The sequence below is a fragment of the Blattabacterium cuenoti genome (assembly GCF_014251695.1).
GTDB classification, from domain to species: domain Bacteria; phylum Bacteroidota; class Bacteroidia; order Flavobacteriales; family Blattabacteriaceae; genus Blattabacterium; species Blattabacterium cuenoti_T.
The window spans coordinates 159,639-180,414 of the sequence record NZ_CP059195.1; the positions used below are offsets into that span (position 1 = coordinate 159,639).

Here is a 20,776-nt window from a genome sequence, read left to right on the forward strand (position 1 = left end):
AACGTATAATATAGTGTCATATTTTTTAGAAGGATCTTTAAATCCCCAAACAATCCAAGATTTTATTGGACAATATGAGATATTGGATAATCTGAAAATTTTTATTCAGGCTGCTAAAAAAAGAAAAGAAGCTTTAGATCATATTTTATTTCATGGGCCTCCAGGATTGGGAAAAACAACACTTGCTCATATTGTGGCTAACGAATTATGTGTTAATATCACTGTAACTTCAGGATCTGTTTTAGATAAACCTGGAGATTTAGCTGGGTTATTGATTCATTTAAAAATAAACGATGTAATTTTTATTGATGAAATTCATCGTCTTTCTCCAATAGTTGAGGAATATTTGTATTCAGCTATGGAAAATTATAAAATAGATATTATCATAGATTCTGGATCTAATGCTAAATCAGTACAAATAGATTTATCTCCTTTTACTTTAGTTGGAGCAACTACAAGATCTGGTTTACTCACTGCTCCTATGCGTTCTAGATTCGGGATCAATTTTCGTCTTAATTATTATGAAAAAAAATTATTAAATCATATTGTAAATCGTAGTGCAAAATTCCTAAATATTCCAATTACGGAAGAAGCATCTTATGAGATTGCTAGCAGAAGTCGTGGAACTCCACGTATCGCCAATGCTTTATTACGTAGAATCCGTGATTTTGCTCAAATTAAAGGGAATGGGACTATTGATATTAACATATGCAATTTGGGATTACAAGCTCTCAATGTTGATAAACATGGATTAGATGAAATGGATAATAGGATTCTTTCATATATCATAGATCATTTTAAAGGAGGACCAGTGGGAATCAATACTATAGCGACGGCTGTTAGCGAAAATTCGGATACTATAGAAGAAGTTTATGAACCTTTTCTAATTCAGGAAGGATATTTAATTAGAACACCTAGAGGGAGAAAAACTACGAAATTAGCTTATAAACATATAAAACAAAATTTAAAAAAAATAGACTAAAATATTTTTTATTATATGTTCATAAGAATTAACTTTGTTAAAAGAATCAACATCAAAATGCATAATCATGCCTTCAAATGTTATTGTTGGCCTCCAATGGGGTGACGAGGGAAAAGGAAAAATAACAGACTTACTTGCTAAAAATTCGGATTATGTAATCCGTTATCAAGGAGGAAATAATTCAGGTCATTCTATTCATATTAGAAATCGTTATTTTGTTCTTCATTTAGTTCCTTCTGGAGTGATTTATTCTGGGGTAAAATGTATTATTGGTCCTGGAGTCGTAATTGATCCTAAATCTTTGATACAAGAAATACAAAATTTAGAATCAATAGGGATTAATACATCTAAAGTATTTATAGCAAAAAGAGCACATATTACCATGCCTTATCATCGTTTATTAGATAAATATCAAGAAGAAGCTTTAGGAGATAAATCAATTGGAACTACACAGAAAGGAATAGGTCCTACTTATGAAGATAAAATTGCACGTATAGGAATTCGTGTTTTGGATTTATTAAATTTAGAAACTTTTTATAAAAAATTAAAATATAATATTGATCTTAAAAACAAACTTTTTATCAAAATTTTTAAAAAAAAACCTCTTATTTTCCAGTCTATTTATGAAGAATACATAGAATATGCAAAAATTCTTTCTGATCGAATTGTTGACGCAGTTTATGAAATTCATAATGCTTTTCATAATAAAAAAAAGATTCTGTTTGAAGGGGCTCAAGCTATGTTATTGGATATAAACTATGGAACATATCCATATGTCACCACTTCTTCCACTTCTACAGGAGGTGTATGTACAGGGGCCGGAGTGCCTCCTCATTTTTTAAAAAATTTTATAGGAATAACAAAAGCATATTGTACTCGTGTAGGATTTGGCCCTTTTCCTACAGAAATAAAAAGTGAAATTTGTGATGGAATACGTAAAAAAGGAAATGAATATGGAGCTACTACAAAACGACCAAGACGATGTGGATGGTTGGATTTGATAGCTCTTAAATATTCTTGTATGATAAATGGGGTAAATTGTTTAGTTATTACTAAATTAGATGTTTTAAGTGAATTAGATATTATTAAAATATGTGTAAAATACAAATATGAGAACAAAATTATTAAATATTTTCCATCTAATATGAAACAAGACGTAAAAGGAATTTATATAGATCATCCTGGATGGAAACAAGATATATCTCATATTCATGAATACGAAGATTTACCAAACAATTGTAAAAAATATATTAAATTTATTGAAGATTATTTAAAATTAGAAGTATTATTAATTTCTGTAGGGTCTGAAAGAAATCAGAATATTATTAAAAATAAGTCTATATTTTTTAGAATTTTTACTTAGAAAATATTTTTTGTGTGGAAAAATATAAAAACCCTTTAGTTGAACGATATAGTAGCAAAGAAATGTTATATAATTTTTCTCCAAAAAAAAAGTTTCTTACTTGGAGAAAATTATGGTTATATTTAGCAGAAATTCAAAAAGAACTAGGATTAAATATTAGCAATGAACAAATATTTGATTTAAAAAATAATTTACATAATATTGATTGGGATAGAGTTTTTTTTTATGAAAAAAAATTTAGACATGATGTCATGGCTCATTTATATGCTTTTGGAGAAAAAGCGACTGTAGCTAGACCTATTATTCATTTAGGTGCTACAAGTGCGTTTTTAGGGGATAATACGGATATTATTTTAATCCGTGATGGATTGGAAATTTTATTAAAAAAATTGATTAATGTAATTTTTCGTCTTAGAAATTTATCTTTAGAATATCATAATATTCCTACTTTAGCTTTTACTCATTATCAACCAGCTCAATTAATTACTGTAGGAAAACGTTTTGCTTTATGGTTACAAAGTCTACTTCTAGATTTAGACGAATTAGAATTTCGATTAAAAAATATTCATTTTAGAGGAGTTAAGGGAACTGTAGGGTCAGCAGATAGTTTTAAAGAATTATTTGATGGTGATTTACAAAAAGTAAAAGATTTGGAAAAAAAATTATCTAATAAATTTAGATTTAAAAATGTTTTTTCTATAACAGGACAAACTTACGATAGAAAAGTCGATGCTCAAATATTAAATTTGTTATCTAATATATCTCAATCTTCTCATAAATTTAGTAACGATTTACGTTTATTACAAAATTTAAAAGAATTGGAAGAGCCTTTTGAAAAAGAACAAATTGGATCTAGTGCGATGGCTTATAAACGGAATCCAATACGTAGTGAACGTATGGCCTCTTTAGCTAAATATGTTATTTCTTTATCGAATAGTTCAGCCTTAGTTGCAGCTACTCAATGGTTAGAACGGACTTTAGACGATTCTGCAAATAGAAGATTAGTTATAGGCCAATCATTTTTAGCTGTAGATTCTATTTTAATGATTTGGAATAATATATTAGAAAATATTGTTGTATATCCTAATATTATTGATAAACATATAAAAGAAGAGCTTCCTTTTTTAATTACTGAATCTATTATTATAGAATGTGTAAAAAAAGGAGCAGATAGACAGGATATTCATGAAAGAATCCGAATTCATTCTATGGCAACAAATGATAAAATGAAATTGGAAGGAATGGAAAATGATTTTATTAAACGTATTTTACATGATAAAAAAATACCCATATGTGAAAAAAAAATAAATCAAATTCTGAATCCTAAAAATTTTACAGGATTTTCTTCAGATCAAACTTTAGAATTTCTTGATACAATAGTTAATCCCATATTAAATCGTTTTCATCATATCATTGATTTCGATATATCTAATATGGATAGAAAAATTTAATACATCGATAAATAATGAATTTCAGAATTTATATACAAAAAAAAAGGCCTTTTGATATTTATTCTAGAAAATTGTACAATGAATTCAAAAATATGAATATTTCATTGTCTGATATAATTATTTATTACATATATGATATATATAACATCAATGAAAAACTTTTTTTAGAAAGTTTATCAAAAGTTTTTGTGGATCCTGTTACAGATATTTTGCATAGAAAAATACATTTGAATACTTTATATATAGAATATTTTCCAGAAGAATATGATGATCGAGCTTATGCAGCTATGCAATGTATAAAAGTTATAGATCCAAAATCGACTAGAGTTACCATAAAAGCAGGCCAATTAATTAAATTAATTGGCCTAAAAAAGAAACAGGATTTTTATAGAATTAAAAAGTATTACATTAAATCATGCTCAAATACACGAAATAAAAAGAATGAGACTAAAATTATAGATAATTTTATTAATTTTTCGGTTGAAAAAATCACAAAAATCCATAATAAATGTAATTTTTCTATGGAAATTAATGATTTACTATTTATACAGAAATATTTCTATCAAGAAAAACGAAATCCAACAGAATCAGAATTACGTATATTTGATGTTTATTGGTCTGACCATTGTCGTCATACTACATTTTTTACAACATTAATAGATATATCTTTTTATGGTTCATTAAAAAAAACATATCAAAGTATTTTTAATAAATATTTAAAGGATAGAGATTCAATAGGAAGATCAAAATATCCTATAAATTTTATGGATTTATCTAGTCTTCCTGCTATAATTCTTGATAAAAAGGGAAAATTAATGAATTATATTTCATCAGACGAACATAATGCGTGTATTATGATGATAAATGTAGATTTCATAGAAAATAAAAAAAATGAAAAGTGGTATTTATTATTTAAAAATGAAACTCATAACCATCCTACTGAAATAGACCCTTTTGGAGGGGCCTATACTTGTGTAGGAGGAGCGATTCGTGATCCTTTATCGGGTCGAGCTTTTGTTTATCAAGGAATTAGATTGAGTGGAGCTGCTGATCCTCTCAATTTAAAAACTATGAATGGAAAATTACCACAACATAAAATTTGTTTTGAATCCGCTTGTGGTTATAGTTCTTATGGAAATCAAATAGGATTAGCAACAACTCATGTACATGAAATATATCATAATGGATATAGAGCGAAACGAATGGAAATTGGAATGGTTGTTGGGGCCGTTCCTGCTGATTTTGTAAAACAGGACAAACCAAGAAAAGGGGATATCATTTTGATAATTGGTGGATTGACGGGAAAAGAAGGAATTGGAGGAGCTACAGATTCTTCTAAAGAACATAATTCTGATTTAAAAAATCATGTTAAACAAAAAGGGGATCCAATAATAGAAAGAAAAATTCAAAGATTTTTTAGAAAAAAAAAAGTTATTTCTTTGATAAAAAAATGCAATGATTTTGGAGCTGGAGGAGCAGCTGTAGCTGTAGGTGAATTAAGCGATAGTTTAGTCCTTTATTTAGATAAAATACCAGTCAAGGATTCAAAAAGTAGTATGGAGGCTATAGAAATTGCCCTTTCTGAATCTCAAGAACGTATGGCAGTAATATTAGATCCCAAAGATGTGAATAAATTTATTCATTTTTCTCATGAAGAAAATATCATGGTTGTACCTATCGGTGAAATAACTGATAATAAACGTATCATTTTTTATTATGGAACAAAAGAAATTTTTAATGTAAAAAGTTCTTTTTTGAATACAAAAGGTTCTTATAAAGAACAAGCTGTTCGTGTGAATTCTCCTATTTCAGTTTCCCCTTTTAATAAATCAAAAGAAATTTCTTTTAGTAAAAAAACATTTTTAAACACTCTTTCTGAATTAAATATAGCTTCTCAAAAAAGTTTAGTAGAAATGTTTGATAGTACTGTAGGTTCTACTACAGTTTTAATGCCTTTTGGAGGAAAATATCAAATGACTCCATCTGAAGGAAGTGTACAAAAAATTCCTGTTTTTAAAGGAAATACAAATACAGTTAGTTTAGTTTCTTGGGGATTTCATCCTGAAGTTTCTAGTTGGAGTCCTTTTCATGGAGGGGCTTATGCTATTGTGGAGTGTATTTCTAAAATTGTTTCTATGGGAGGTGATTACAGAAATACTTATTTTAGTTTTCAAGAATATTATCAAAAATTGGGGAAAAATCCAGAAAATTGGGGGAAACCTTTTTCTGCTTTATTAGGAGCGTATAATGCTCAAATGTCATTAGAATTAGCTTCGATAGGGGGAAAAGATTCTATGTCTGGAACATATAAGAATTTTCATGTTCCGCCAACATTTATTGCTTTTGGTGTATCTATAGGTTTATGTATCAATATTATATCTCCTGAATTTAAAAAAGTAGGAAATAAAATTTATTTGTATTATCACAATTCATTAGAAAATGAAATGCCAGATTATGATTCTATAAAAAGTGCCTATGATCAGGTTTATAAAGGGATTTGTTCTGGAAAAATTGTTTCTGTAAAAACAATTAAAGATGGAGGGATATCCGTTGCTATTGCCAAAATGTCTTTTGGAAATCGTTTAGGAGCAGTCATTGACTATAAAGATAATTTATTTGAAATGAATATAGGATCCTTAATTATAGAATCTTCTTCTTCCATTTCAGACAATAATTTTATTCCAATAGGAGAAATCATTTCTCATGAATATTTAAACTTTAATGGAGTATCTGTTGGTATAGATGAATGTATAAAAAATTGGGAAAAAACTTTTTCTTCCATTTTTTCTTTTTACGATGAAAAAAAAGAAGAAAATAATATTCAAAATATAAAACGAGAAAAAATTAAACAAAAAGAAAAATATAATTCTTTCATATGGAAATGTAAATTTAAAAAAAAAGGGAAACCTAGGGTATTTATTCCTATATTTCCTGGAACAAATGGAGAATTTGAATCGATTCGTGCATTTGAAAAAGAGGGATCTATCGTAAATACTTTAATATTTAAAAATCTAAATAATAAAGATATTCTGGAATCCATATTTTATTTTAAAAAGCATATAGAATCTGTACAAATATTGATGTTTTGTGGAGGTTTTAGTGCTGGAGATGAACCAGATGGGGCTGCTAAATTTATTGTATCTATCTTACATAATCCACATATTCAAGATGCTATTAAATATTTTCTTGATCACGATGGGTTAATTTTAGGAATTTGTAATGGATTTCAAGGATTGATAAAATCCGGATTATTACCTTATGGTAAAATTTGTTTTAGAAATCATAATTCTCCTACATTGACCTATAATAAAATAGAAAAACATATATCCCAGTGTGTTCATATTAAAGTGATTTCTGATCACTCTCCATGGTTAAATGGAATGAAAAATAAAATATATACTCTTCCCATATCTCACAGTGAAGGAAGATTTTATGCAAGAAAAGAAACAATAAATATTTTATTGAATAGAAACCAAATAGCCACACAATATGTAGATTTAGAAGGAATCCCTAGTTCAGATAGGGTATATAACCCAAATGGATCTATTGGAGCCATTGAAGGATTATTAAGTGAAGATGGTAAAATTTATGGTAGAATGACTCATCCAGAACGTTATGATCATGGATTATTAAAAAATATTCCTAATATTCATCAGCATTCAATTTTCAAAAATGCAGTACAATATTTTTTATAATAAAAATTCAAATAACTTATAATTTATGAAAGTGGCTATATTTTTTGGAAGTATTTCTGACAAATCAATTATGAAAATAATAGCGGAAATATTCAAACAATTTAACATAAGTTATAAATCTTATGTAATTTCCGCACACAGATTACCAGATATTTTATCAAATACTATAAAAAAAATAGAATCTGAAGGAACAGATGTTATTATTGCAGGAGCTGGATTATCCGCTCATTTACCTGGATTTATTTCTTCTAAAACAATACTGCCTGTCATAGGAATCCCAATTCATTGCAATAATAATTATGGAACTTTAGGAGGAATAGATGCTCTTTTATCTATGGTACAAATGCCGAAAGATGTTCCCGTTGCTACAGTAGGAATAAATAATTCCTATAATGCAGCTTTATTTGCTATTCATATTTTATCTATAAAATATCAAGATATAAGAAAATTATTGCTAAAATTCAGAATAAAAAAAAAGGAGAAATTGATAACTGAAATCAAGCAAAACTTATTACCATGAATTGCATAATTAAAAAAAATATTTTATCAGAAGGAAAAACAAAAAAAATATATACTACTAATAACTCACTTGAAGTATTAATTCATCATAAAGATTGTATAACCGCTTTGAATGGATTGAAAAAAAATTTTTTACAAGACAAAGGAGTTTTAAATAATGAAATTACTACATTAATTTTTAATTTTTTAAATTCTTGTGGAATTAAAACTCATTTTATACGAAAAATAAACAACAGAGAGCAATTATGTCATAAAGTAGATATGATCCCTTTAGAATTTGTAATTCGTAATATTGTTGCGGGAAGTATGTCTAAACGTTTAGGAATTAAAGAAGGAATTAATCTGTATAATCCTATTTTTGAAATTTTTTATAAAAATGATAAATTAAAAGACCCCTTAATTAATGATCATCATGCTGTGTTCTTAAAAATTCTTTCTTATGAAGAATTAAATACTATTTATGGCATAACATTGAAAATAAACCATATTATAAAAAAATATTTTTCAGATAAAAATATTATATTGGTAGATTTTAAAATAGAATTTGGAAAAAATCATAAAAATGAAATTCTACTTTCAGATGAAATCAGTCCAGATACTTGTCGTTTTTGGGATAAAAAAACAATGAAAAAATTGGATAAAGATTCATTTAGAATGGGATTGAAAGAAGAAGTATTTGACATTTACATGGAAATATTAAAAAGGTTAAATGTAAGTTAATCCATTAAATAATGGAACAAAGATATTCTTTTTCCAAAAATATGATATCTCAATTAATCCCTTATATTCTGAAAAATAATTATTTTGATAAATTTCATGATGAATGTGGTGTTTTTGGGATTTATTCTCCTTATAAGGTAGATACCTTTTCTTTAATTCAATTTGGATTATTCGCATTACAGCATAGAGGACAAGAAGCTTGTGGATTTTCTGTTTTACGAGATGGGTTTATTATATCACATAAGAGCGAAGGACTTGTTTTAGATTTTTTTAGAAAAATTTCTAATTCTGAATGTTACCATGGGAATGCTGTAATTGGACATACTCGTTATTCTACAGAAGGAGGACAAAGTCAAAAAAATATTCAACCTTTTTTTGGAGAAAATTCCTATGGAAAGAGTACTATATCTATAGTACATAATGGAAATTTAATCAATGCGAAACCCATTCGTAAAGAATTGGAATCCAAAGGAATAAATTTTATATCTGAATACTCAGATTCCGAAGTTATTTTACGTTTAATACAAAAATATTTACCAGAATCTGATAATAGTTTAGAAAAAGCTATTCAAAAAACAACTATTGATATTAAAGGAGCTTATTCTGTGATTGTTCTTATGGATAATAAGATGGCTGCATTTAGAGATCCAAACGGAATACGTCCTTTATGTTATGGAATGTTGAATGAAGAAACTTATATATTTAGTTCTGAAACTTGTGGAATTGATTCTGTTGGTGGGTTTTACGTTAGAGATTTATTTCCAGGAGAAATTATAATTGTCGATAAAAAATCAATTCAATTTTCTCTCCTTACAGAAAAAAAAAATACAAAAAAAAGAATATGTTCTTTTGAATATATTTATTTTTCTCGTCCTGATTCTTTAATTGAAAATGTCAATGTTTATAAAATTCGTGAAAAAAGTGGAGAAAAACTTTATGAACAACATCCTATAGAAGCCGATGTAGTTATTGGAGTTCCAGATTCTGGAGTTCCAGCTTCTATTGGATATTCTAAAGCTTCTGGTATACCTTTTAAGCCAATTTTAGTTAAAAATAAATATATTGGGAGATCTTTTATTCTACCCCAACAGGATATGCGTGAGAAAATGGTAAACTTAAAATTAAATCCTATATTAGATGAAATAAAAGGAAAACGGATTGTTATTATTGATGATTCTATAGTTCGTGGAACTACCAGTCGTAGATTAGTTTATATTTTAAGAAAAGCAGGAGCTAAAGAAATTCATTTTAGAAGTGCTTCTCCTCCTATTATAGGCCCATGTTATTTAGGAGTAGATACTCCAAGTAAAAAAGATCTTATATCATACAATCATTTTGATAAAAAAAGTATAGAAAAAATTCTAAATGTAGATAGTTTAGAATTTTTAAGTATGGATAATTTTATAGATATTCTTGGAAGTATTCATTATTGTTTTGGTTGTTTTACCGGAAATTATCCAGTTAAAAAAAACTGATTAAAATAAATAAATATGAAAGTGAAAAAAAGTAACATGATTATATGCAAAATTAGTAATATTTTAGAAAAAACTTATAATAACAAGGTAATGAGTACGTTAGATCATTTTGCTTCTTTTTATAGAATATATGAATGTGGATATAAGGAGCCTATTTTGGTATCTGGAGTAGATGGAGTTGGAACAAAGTTACGTTTGGCTATCGCCTTCAAAAAATATGGTGTAATTGGAGAAGATTGTTTTGCCATGTGTGCAAATGATGTTTTATGTCATGGAGCTCTTCCTTTATTTTTTTTAGATTATTTAGCTTGTGGTAAACTAGATTCTAGTATTGTAGAAAAAATTGTACAAGGAATAGCTATTTCTTGCAAAAAAACAAACACCTGTCTGATTGGAGGGGAAACATCGGAAATGCCTGGAATTTACAAAAAAAATGATTATGATATAGCCGGATTTTGTGTAGGTATTGTAGAAAAAAATAATCTTGTAGATGGAAAAAAATTAATTAAAAATGGAGATATTTTAATAGGACTTCCTTCATCAGGTATACATAGTAATGGTTTTTCTGTAATTAGAAATATTTTTTCTGCAGAAGATTTTATGAAATCTTTTCAAGAAAAACCGTTTTATGAAACGCTTTTAATTCCAACTAAAATTTATCATTATCCCATTCATGCTTTATTAAAAGAGTTTATAATCCACGGATTAGCTCATATTACTGGAGGAGGAATATCAGAGAATTTATATCGAATTATTCCAGAAAATTTATCAGCTGTAGTGGAAAAAAAAAAAATTCCTATTCAACCTGTTTTCAATTATATTAAAAAAAGAGGAAATCTATCAGAATATAAAATGTGGAATACTTTTAATATGGGAGTAGGAATGATTATAGTAGTATCTTTTCAAGATAAATATTCTATTTTGGATAAACTTCATTTTTTAGGAGAAAAACCTTTTATTTTTGGAACTATTGTGAAAGGAAATAAAAAAGTATTTTTAAAATAAAAATATTTCCATGAAAAAAATAGCTATTTTAGTTTCTGGAAAGGGGACCAATATGAAGCATATTTTACATGCAATTCAAAATAAGATTATTTATAATTCAATGGTTAATTTAGTAATTTCTGATAGATGGTGTAGTGCAATTCAATATGCATTGAAAGTAAATATAACAGTATTTTCTTTCATAAGAACTAATAAAAAATTTCTTTTTAGAGAAATAGACAATATACTTGTAAGATACATTCCAGATATTATAGTTCTTTCAGGGTTTCTTTCTATACTTGATGCAGAATTTTGTGAAAAATGGTTTAATAAAGTTATAAATATTCATCCTTCCCTATTACCTAAATATGGTGGAAAAGGAATGTATGGGATAAAAGTCCATAAAAAAGTTATAAAAAATAAGGAAAAAATATCAGGAGCTACAGTTCACTATGTTACAAAAAACGTGGATTTAGGAGATGTTATTTTAAAAAAAAAATGTAAAATTGATCCAGAGGAGACTCCAATCTCTTTATCTAAAAAAATATCTATGATAGAAAAAGAAATATTAATTCAATCTATTAACAAACTTTTATATAATATAAAAGATATAAAATAATAATTAATTTAATTAGTCTAGTATGTCTTATGAAAAGAGCTTTGATTAGTGTTTATGATAAAAATGAAAAATTATTTAATTTTGTTAGTTTCTTATATAAAAAAGGATATCAAATAGTTTCTACTGGAGGGACTTACCAATATTTTCTTAAAAAAGGATTATCAAATATAATAGAGGTTTCTGATTTAACTTCTTTTCCTGAAATTTTAGATGGAAGAGTAAAAACCATTCATTCTAATATATATGTAGGTATTTTGGCTAATCGTTCCGTTGAAAAACATATGAAATCTGTTCATTCTCATAATATTCATCTTATTGATATTGTGTTGGTCAATTTTTATCCATTTTTTGAAAAAATACATCAAAAATCTATCAATACTAATTCATTAATAGAATTTATTGATATTGGTGGACCATCCATGCTGCGAGCAGCTGCTAAAAATTTTTTATATGTAACCGCTATTACAGATAATAATGATTATGAACTAGTTCAATATGAAATTGAACATTATGGATTCCCTTCATTAAAATTAAGAAAAAGATTAGCAGGAAAAGCGTTTAATTTTACTTCGGCTTACGATTCTGCTATTTCACAATCTCTTTTAGATGATAAATTTCCTATTTATTTACACTCTTCTTATGAAAAAAAAATGAATCTACGATATGGGGAAAATCCTCATCAAAAAGCAGCTTATTATGTTAATACAATTCATAAAGGATCAATGCAAAATCTTTATCAATTACATGGTAAAAAGCTATCATTTAACAATTTAAGAGATATGGATATAGCGTGGAAAATTGTTACTCAATTTTCTGAACCTGCTTGTTGTACGGTTAAACATTCCTCCCCTTGTGGAGTGGCGTTAGGAAAAAATATTATTGAGGCATTTCAAAAAACTTATTACGCTGACAGTATTTCATCTTTTGGAGGAATAATGGCTGTTAATGTCCCAATTACAAAAGAATTAGCAAAAGAGATTAATCAAATTTTTTTAGAAGTAGTGATTTCTCCTAGTTACGAAACAGATGTGTTGAATATTTTAAAAACAAAAAAAAATCTTAGAATTATTAAAATTAGTTCCCCCATTTCAGATAAATTAGAATATGTGCAAATAGACGGAGGAATTTTAGTACAAGAATCAGATTATTTTTCCCCTTATGATAGTAATTACAAAATAATGACTAAAAAAGAATTTAGTAATCAAGAATTAAAATCTTTATTTTTCGCTCAAAAAGTGGTAAAATATGTTAAATCTAATGCTATTGTTGTGGCTAAAGGGACGCAAACTTTAGGTATTTCTGGAGGTCAAACTAATAGAATTTGGGCCGCTCGTCAAGCTATAGAAAGAGCTTTAGAAAAAAGTAAAGAAGGATTAGTTCTTGTATCTGATGCTTTTTTTCCTTTTCGAGATGTTGTAGATGAAGCAGCTCGTTATGGTGGAATACGTGCTATTCTTCAACCAGGTGGATCTATCCGTGATGAAGAATCTGTTAAAGCTTGTGATGATCATGGGATAGCAATGGCTTTTACTGGAAAAAGACATTTTAAACATTAACAAAATAAAGAATAATGAAAATTTTAATTCTTGGAGGAGGAGGACGTGAACATGCTATAGGTAAAAAATTATTGGAAGATTATCATTCCATTTATCTTTATTTTTATCCTGGAAATGGAGGGACAAGTATAATAGGAAAAAATATTGAAAATTATCATACTGCATTAGATTTAGGTTTGTTTTCAAAAAAAAATTCGATAGATATAACTATTGTAGGATCCGAAATTTTTTTATTAGAAGGAGTTGTAGACATTTTTCAAAATTTGGGATTAAAAATAGTTGGACCACATTATTTAGCTGCTAAACTTGAAGGAAATAGAATTTTTTCTAAAACATTTATGAATAAATATGGAATTCGTACTCCTAAGTATGACATTTTTTATTGCTATGAAAAGGCTATTAATTTTTTGAAAAAAAAAACGAATTCTGTAGCTATTAAAACTAATGGAATCGCTTCAGGAAAAGGAGTTATTTTAGCTCATAATCCAAATGACGCTAAAAAAGCTTTAAAAAATATTATGATAAAAAAAAAGTTTGGAGAATCTGGAAATCAAATTGTCATAGAAGAATTTTTACAAGGAAAAGAAGCTTCTATTATAGCTCTTTTCAATGGGAAAGATATTATTCCTTTCTTATCGGCTAAAGATTATAAAAAAATTGGAGAAAATGAAAAAGGGATGAATACAGGAGGAATGGGAGCGATTGTTCCCAATCCACATATGACAAATTCTATTTGGATAGATTTTAAAAAAAACATTTTAGAACCTACTTTAGAAGGATTAATTATGGAAAAATTAACTTTTTTTGGATTTTTATATTTTGGATTAATGATAACTTACAATAAAGTTTACTTATTAGAATACAATACTCGTATCGGAGATCCTGAAGCTCAAACTTTATTCCCATTAATGAAAAGTAATTTTTTAAATATCATTCAATCTTCCTTTCAACATAAATCAATATCTATTGATTGGAAAAAATTATGTTCTTGTTGTGTCGTTTTATCATCTAGAGGATATCCTGAAAAATATGAAAGTGGAAAAATTATAACAGGGGTAAATTCTTTAAAAGAACCTTTTTATATTGCTGGAGCAAAAAAAAAACAAGAAAAATGGATTACATCAAGTGGACGAGTTCTCAATATAGTAGGAATAGGAAAAACGATTCAAGAAGCCAGAATAAAAGCTTATGACCAGGTTCAAAAAATTCAGTTTGACAATTTGTATTTTAGAAAAGATATTGGTTTATAATATAAATTATACAAAAAATGGAAAGAGATTTTATCCTAATATTAGATTTTGGATCTCAATATAGTCATATGATTGCTAGAAGAATTCGAGATATAGGAGTATATACTTTATTATATCATTATAATGAAATTTCTATATCTCATATAATTTCAAAAAAAAAACCTAAAGGATTGATTCTATCAGGAAGTCATTTTTCTGTTTATGAAAAAGGTTCTCCATTAATAGAGAAAAAATTTTTTAAACTCAATATTCCCATACTCGGAATTTGTTATGGAATGCAACTTATTTCTTTTCTTTTTGGAGGAGAAATAAAAAAATCCAAATACAAAGAATATGGAAAATCCTGCTTGATCATAGATCATCCTAAGAACAATCTATTTTATGGGATTCCCGATAAATCTATAGTTTGGATGAGTCATTTTGATGAAGTTAAAAATGTTCCAAAAGAATTTAAAGTCATTGGACATACATCATCTTGTGATATTGCAGCTTTGAGTCATTTCAATAAAGAGATTTATGCAGTTCAATTTCATCCAGAAGTAAAAAATACAGAATATGGAATATCTATGTTAAAAAATTTTGTTTTTCACATTTGCAAATGTAGTCCAAATTGGGAATTAAATAATTTTTTGCAAAATACGATAGATGATATTAAAAAACGTGTAGATAAAAAAAAAGTTTTGCTAGGTTTTTCTGGAGGAGTAGATTCTTTTGTTTCGGCTTATATCATTCGGAAAGCTATTGGGAACTCTTTAAATTGTATTTTCGTGGATACAGGATTATTATTGAAAGACGAAAAAAAAAGAATATCTTCTTTATGTAAAAAGATGCATTTTCCTATAAAAATTATAAATGCTAAAAATCATTTTTTATCTAAGCTTACTGGCATTGTTGATCCTGAGATAAAGAGAAAAGTTATAGGAAAAGAATTTATCTATATCTTTCAAAAGGAATCAGAAAAAATTAAAAATGTTGAATTTTTAGCACAAGGGACCATTTATTCAGATATTATAGAATCTTCTGTTCTTTCAAAAAATTTGATAAGTAATTCTATAAAATCTCATCATAATGTAGGAGGGCTCCCTACAACATTAATGAAATTAAAACTCATTGAACCATTAAAAAAATTATTTAAAGATGAAGTTAGAAAAATAGGAGAAAAATTAGGGGTTCCAAAAGAAATTTTATATCGTCATCCATTTCCCGGCCCTGGTTTTGGTATTCGTATTATTGGAGAAATAAATGAACACAAAATTTCTATTCTAAAAGAAGCAGAGAATATTCTATTGCAAGAATTAAAAAATTATGATATTTACAATTCTGTTAGTCAGGCTTTTATTATTTTATTACCCGTAAAATCTGTAGGAATCAAAGGGGATAAACGAACTTATGAATATGCAGCTATATTACGTGTAATAAATACTGAAGATTTTATGACTAGTACTTTTACACATTTATCTTACGATTTTTTAGAAAAAGTTTCAAATAGAATCACTAATGAAATTGATGGAATTAATAGAATAGCATATGACATCACCTCTAAACCTCCATCTACTATTGAATGGGAATAATTTTTATATCATCATAGAAACCAAATTATATATATTTTTTTTTAATTCGGTTCTAGGAGAAATTAAATCTATAAATCCATGATCCATTAAAAATTCTGCAGTTTGAAATCCTTTTGGTAGATCTTTTCCTATAATTTCCCTAATCACCCTAGGACCAGCAAATCCAATAAGAGCACCTGGCTCAGCTATATTAACATCTCCAAGTAAAGAGTATGATGCCGTTACTCCTCCCGTAGTTGGATCAGTTAAAACAGAGATATAAGGAATTTTAGCATCACGTAATTGGGTTAATCTAGCTATAGTTTTAGCCATTTGCATTAATGAAAAAGAGGATTCCATTATTCTTGCCCCTCCCGATTTAGAAATTAATATATATGGATATTTTTTATCAATACAATATTTTATAGCTCTAGAGATTTTTTCTCCTACTACAGACCCCATAGAACCTCCTATAAATGAAAAATCCATACAAGATATCACAACATTTATGGTTTTAATTTTTCCAACTCCTGTTCTAATCGCATCATATAAATTTGTTTTTTTTCTGGCTTCTTTAATTCTATCTGTATATTTTTTATAATCTTCCCATTTTATCGGATCTTTGCTAACCATTTTGATATTCATTTCTAAAAATTCACCGTGATCAAAAAGAATTTCAAAATATTCTTTACTATGAATTCTTACATGATATCCATCTTCTGGACTAACATAAGCGTTTTTTTTTAATTCTTCCGTATCTATAATTTTTCCGTTGGGAGTTCTGTACCAAATCCCTTTTGGTAAATCCTTCCTTTCGTCTATAGATGTTAATATATTCTTTTTTTTTCTTAAAAACCAAGCCATGGTTATTTTATAAAGTATTAATATTATTCATGAATTCAAAATATTTTTTTAAAATTTTTTTAAAAGATTTTTCTCCTTCTCTTAACCATATTCTAGGATCATAATATTTTTTATTAGGAATATGTTTCCCTTTTGGATTTCCTATTTGTTTTTTTAAATATTCCTTATTTATATTCATATAATCCCGAATTCCACAAGTAAAAGCATATTGTAAATCAGTGTCAACGTTCATTTTAACAACTCCAAAACTAATAGCTTTTTGTATTTCCTTTTCTGTAGATCCTGACCCACCATGAAAAACTAAAGAAATTGGTTTTTCATTAGTATGAAATTTCTTTTGTATATATTTTTGTGTATTTTTCAAAATTTCAGGACGTAGTATCACATTTCCAGGTTTATAAACTCCATGTACGTTTCCAAAAGAAGCTGCTATAATAAAATTATCACTGATTTTGATTAATCTTTCATAAGCATAAGCAACCTCTTCTGGTTGAGTATAAAGTTTATTGTTTTCTATGTTAGAATTATCTATTCCATCCTCTTCTCCACCCGTTACACCGAGTTCTATTTCAAGGGTGATTTTACTTTTATTCATTCTATAAAAATATTGCTCACAAATATTAATGTTCTCTTTTAAAGATTCCTGAGAAAGGTCTAACATATGTGAACTAAACAACGTTTTTCCAAAACGTTTATAATATTTTTCATTAGCTTCTATCAATCCATCTATCCATGGAAGAAAAGGTTTAGAACAATGGTCTGTATGAAGAATTACCGTTGTTTTATAATATGAGGCCAACTCATGAATATGCATAGCACAAGCTATAGAACCTTGAATTGCTGCTTTTTGTTTCTCATTACTTAATCCTTTTCCAGCATTAAAAATAGCCCCACCATTAGATAATTGAATTATAACAGGAGAATTTACTTCTGCAGCAGTCTCCATAACAGTATTCATAGTATTAGATCCAATAACGTTCACAGCAGGTATGGAAAAAACGTTTTCCTTAGCGTATTCGAATATCTCTTTCACTAGGTTCCCTGTAGCTACCCCAAAAGGAAATTTTTTAGACATGTGTTTAATATTTATTAAAAAAGTATTTTCTATATTTGATTCATTTAATTTAAAAAGATATGAAAAAATTTTTTAATTAAATTCAACATGCTAGTTCTCCCATCTACATTAAAAATATACAACGCTTCAGCAGGATCGGGAAAAACGACTTTTTTAGTCATCAATTATCTTTATGTTTTATTAAAAAGTCCTTATCCTGACGAATTTAAAAGAGTTTTAGCTTTAACTTTTACTAAAAAAGCTTCTGAAGAAATGAAAAATCGCATTTTACAGTGCATAAAAGAATTTTCAAATAAAAAAATTAAAAAAGAATATCATTTTTTATTTGATCATATAACAAAAAATTTAAATTTAACGAAACATCAATTGTATCAACGTTCTAAACAAATATTATTTTCCATATTGTCCGATTTCTATTCTTTTTCTAGAAATATAAGTACGATAGATAAGTTTACTTATAATATTATAAGATCTTTTTTTTCAGAAAAAGAAGCCCATTTAGAAATGGATACAGAGAGATTTTTATTAAAAATTGTAGAAAATATATTATCTAGATTAAAAAATTCTGAAAAATGGTCAAAGATTTTGATTCAATCTTCTTTAGAAAAACTTAAAAAAGGAAATAATTGGGATTTAGGAAAGGAATTATTCAAAATGGCTCATATGATGGTGAAAGAAAATAATTTTTTTTATGTAAAAAAAATTACAAATTATTCTTTTGAAGATTTCATGCAGTTAAAAAATATTCTAATCAAAAGAACTAAAATTTTTGAAAAAAAATGTAAAGAGAAAGGAGAAAAATTTTTTAAACTTTTAAAAAAAACTTCTATTCAAAAAGATTCATTCATTCATTTAGATTTACCTAGATTTTTTAAAAAATTTCAAAATGAAAATATATTTTTTAATCCTTTTAATAAACGTATTGAAAAATATATTCAAAAAGAAATATTATACTCTAAATTTTTTGATGATAAACATCAAAAAATACTAATAGAAAAAAATAAAAAAAAAATACTTCTTTTATATGAAGAAACAAAATTGATATATAAAAAAAATATATCAAATTATCTTTTGGATAAACTTTTTTTAAAAAAAATAAGCATTTTATCAGTAATACATGAAATTTACAAAGAATTTCATTATGTAAAAAATAACAAAAAAATTATTTTAAATGCAGAATTAAATAAAATGCTTTATGAAAGAATTGTTGAAGGAACATTTCCAAAAATATATGAAAAAATAGGGACGCAATATAAATATTATTTCATAGATGAATTTCAAGATATTTCACTTTTACAATGGCAAAATATTAGAATTTTAGTTGAGAATGCATTATCAGAAAATGGATCTGCTATGATAGTGGGAGACCCTAAACAGTCTATATATAGATGGAGAGGCGGTGATGCGAAACAATTTATAAATTTAATTTATTCCAAATCAAATTTTTATAAAAAAAAAATAAAAACTATAGAAAAAAATTTTCGCAGTTATAAAGAAATTGTAAAATTTAATAATTTACTTTATCCGTCTATATCTAAAATATTCAATTCTACTATTTATCAAGATATATACAAAAATTATAAACAAAAAATAGATAAAAAATCTGGTGGATATGTAGAAATAAATTTTATTCATGATTCTAATAAAAATTATAAAGAACATATTTATTCAAAAATAAAAAATAAAATAGAAAAATTATTGAAAAAAAAATATGCATTATCAGATATTGCTATTTTAGTAAGAAACAATGAAGAAGGTCATTTTTTATCTGAAAAACTAGTAAAAGATGGTATTATTGTAAATACTTCGGTTTCTTTATTAATAAAAAATCATTTTGAAATACAAATCATCATAAATTTTTTTTACATTATTGCTTATCCTCATTATTATAAAAAAAGAGTTCTTTTAATTTTATCATTATTAAAAATTAAATTTCTTCGTACTAAAAGAAATCATCATGATTTCATTATGAAAATCCTTTTTTTACCTTTAGATTTATTCTTAAAAAAAATTTTGTTTAAAAATTCATTAACATTAAACAAATTATATAATCAATCTATATACAACATATCAGAAAAAATTATTGAAGCTTTTGGATTATTAAATAAACAAAATTCTACATATATTTATTCTTTTTTGGATTTTGTTTATAGATCTATGAAAAAGGTAGAAAATTCTATTATAGATTTTTTAGATTATTGGGAATTAAAAAAAAAAAAAGAAAGTATCGTAATTTCTGATCACATCAATGCTATTCGTCTTATGACCATTCATAAATCTAAAGGGTTACAATTTCCTGTAGTTCTTATTCCTTTCACAGATTGGAATATTTTTTCTAGAGAAAATAAAGAAGAAGTTTGGATCGATGTAAATTCTCATTTATATAATGGATTCAATACAATTTATTTAGAAATGGAACCCTATTTCAAACATATAAAACATGATAATAACATCCGTAATTTTTATGAGTATTATTTATCAAATATTAAATTTGATAACATTAATTTGTTATATGTAGCGACTACCCGTTCTATTGAACAACTTATTTTATTTTCCAAACTTGGAAATAATAAATCTGTATCATTTTATATTAAAAATTTTCTATGCGAAAAAAAAATATGGAATGAAAATAAATTTCAGTATATCTTCGGAAAAGATGAAAAAAGCTCTTAA

Annotated in this window: 15 protein-coding genes; 13 read left to right on the forward strand and 2 right to left on the reverse strand. The window is 26.4% G+C overall.

Going from position 1 to position 20,776, the window contains the following annotated elements:
• The first annotated feature begins 13 nt into the window (after positions 1 to 13).
• From ruvB to guaA, 12 genes are all read left to right on the forward strand, one after another.
• Complete coding sequence (gene ruvB, locus H0H62_RS00745; protein WP_185860848.1) at positions 14 to 982, forward strand: Holliday junction branch migration DNA helicase RuvB; 969 nt, start codon at positions 14 to 16, stop codon at positions 980 to 982.
• Between the two features lie 67 nt (positions 983 to 1,049).
• Complete coding sequence (locus tag H0H62_RS00750) at positions 1,050 to 2,345, forward strand: adenylosuccinate synthase (RefSeq protein WP_185860849.1); 1,296 nt, start codon at positions 1,050 to 1,052, stop codon at positions 2,343 to 2,345.
• A 14-nt stretch (positions 2,346 to 2,359) separates the two neighbouring features.
• Complete coding sequence (gene purB / locus H0H62_RS00755) at positions 2,360 to 3,796, forward strand: adenylosuccinate lyase (protein ID WP_185860850.1); 1,437 nt, start codon at positions 2,360 to 2,362, stop codon at positions 3,794 to 3,796.
• Positions 3,797 to 3,810: 14 nt separating this feature from the next.
• Complete coding sequence (locus H0H62_RS00760; RefSeq protein ID WP_185860851.1) at positions 3,811 to 7,491, forward strand: phosphoribosylformylglycinamidine synthase; 3,681 nt, start codon at positions 3,811 to 3,813, stop codon at positions 7,489 to 7,491.
• Positions 7,492 to 7,516: 25 nt separating this feature from the next.
• Positions 7,517 to 8,011 carry a 5-(carboxyamino)imidazole ribonucleotide mutase gene (purE, locus tag H0H62_RS00765; RefSeq protein ID WP_185860852.1) on the forward strand — a complete coding sequence of 165 codons (495 nt, stop codon included), beginning with the start codon at positions 7,517 to 7,519 and terminating at the stop codon, positions 8,009 to 8,011.
• Positions 8,008 to 8,730, forward strand: a complete 723-nt coding sequence (gene purC / locus H0H62_RS00770; protein ID WP_185860853.1) for a phosphoribosylaminoimidazolesuccinocarboxamide synthase — start codon at positions 8,008 to 8,010, stop codon at positions 8,728 to 8,730. Before purE ends, purC begins: the two co-directional genes overlap by 4 nt.
• Positions 8,731 to 8,771: 41 nt before the next feature.
• Positions 8,772 to 10,205, forward strand: coding sequence for an amidophosphoribosyltransferase (gene purF, locus H0H62_RS00775; protein WP_185860991.1), 1,434 nt, complete (start codon positions 8,772 to 8,774; stop codon positions 10,203 to 10,205).
• A gap of 15 nt (positions 10,206 to 10,220) precedes the next feature.
• Entirely contained in the window at positions 10,221 to 11,210 is a 990-nt protein-coding gene (gene purM, locus H0H62_RS00780) for a phosphoribosylformylglycinamidine cyclo-ligase (protein ID WP_238784139.1), read from the forward strand.
• Between the two features lie 10 nt (positions 11,211 to 11,220).
• On the forward strand, positions 11,221 to 11,808 hold the full coding sequence (locus H0H62_RS00785; RefSeq protein WP_185860854.1) for a formyltransferase family protein: 588 nt from the start codon (positions 11,221 to 11,223) through the stop codon (positions 11,806 to 11,808).
• 29 nt (positions 11,809 to 11,837) lie between these two features.
• The gene (gene purH / locus H0H62_RS00790; protein WP_185860855.1) at positions 11,838 to 13,364 is read left to right on the forward strand and encodes a bifunctional phosphoribosylaminoimidazolecarboxamide formyltransferase/IMP cyclohydrolase; all 1,527 of its coding nucleotides are present in this window, start codon (positions 11,838 to 11,840) and stop codon (positions 13,362 to 13,364) included.
• Between the two features lie 14 nt (positions 13,365 to 13,378).
• Positions 13,379 to 14,614, forward strand: coding sequence for a phosphoribosylamine--glycine ligase (gene purD, locus H0H62_RS00795; protein WP_185860856.1), 1,236 nt, complete (start codon positions 13,379 to 13,381; stop codon positions 14,612 to 14,614).
• 17 nt (positions 14,615 to 14,631) lie between these two features.
• Positions 14,632 to 16,185, forward strand: coding sequence for a glutamine-hydrolyzing GMP synthase (gene guaA / locus H0H62_RS00800; RefSeq protein ID WP_185860857.1), 1,554 nt, complete (start codon positions 14,632 to 14,634; stop codon positions 16,183 to 16,185).
• 3 nt (positions 16,186 to 16,188) lie between these two features.
• Here guaA and accD read toward each other — a convergent pair whose 3' ends face one another.
• Together accD and fbaA are read right to left on the reverse strand one after the other, a co-directional pair.
• Positions 16,189 to 17,028, reverse strand: a complete 840-nt coding sequence (gene accD, locus H0H62_RS00805) for an acetyl-CoA carboxylase, carboxyltransferase subunit beta (protein WP_185860858.1) — start codon at positions 17,026 to 17,028, stop codon at positions 16,189 to 16,191.
• Between the two features lie 7 nt (positions 17,029 to 17,035).
• Entirely contained in the window at positions 17,036 to 18,103 is a 1,068-nt protein-coding gene (fbaA, locus tag H0H62_RS00810; protein ID WP_185860859.1) for a class II fructose-bisphosphate aldolase, read from the reverse strand.
• 87 nt (positions 18,104 to 18,190) lie between these two features.
• Between fbaA and H0H62_RS00815 the strand changes: the two genes are divergently transcribed.
• The gene (locus tag H0H62_RS00815; protein ID WP_185860860.1) at positions 18,191 to 20,776 is read left to right on the forward strand and encodes a UvrD-helicase domain-containing protein; all 2,586 of its coding nucleotides are present in this window, start codon (positions 18,191 to 18,193) and stop codon (positions 20,774 to 20,776) included.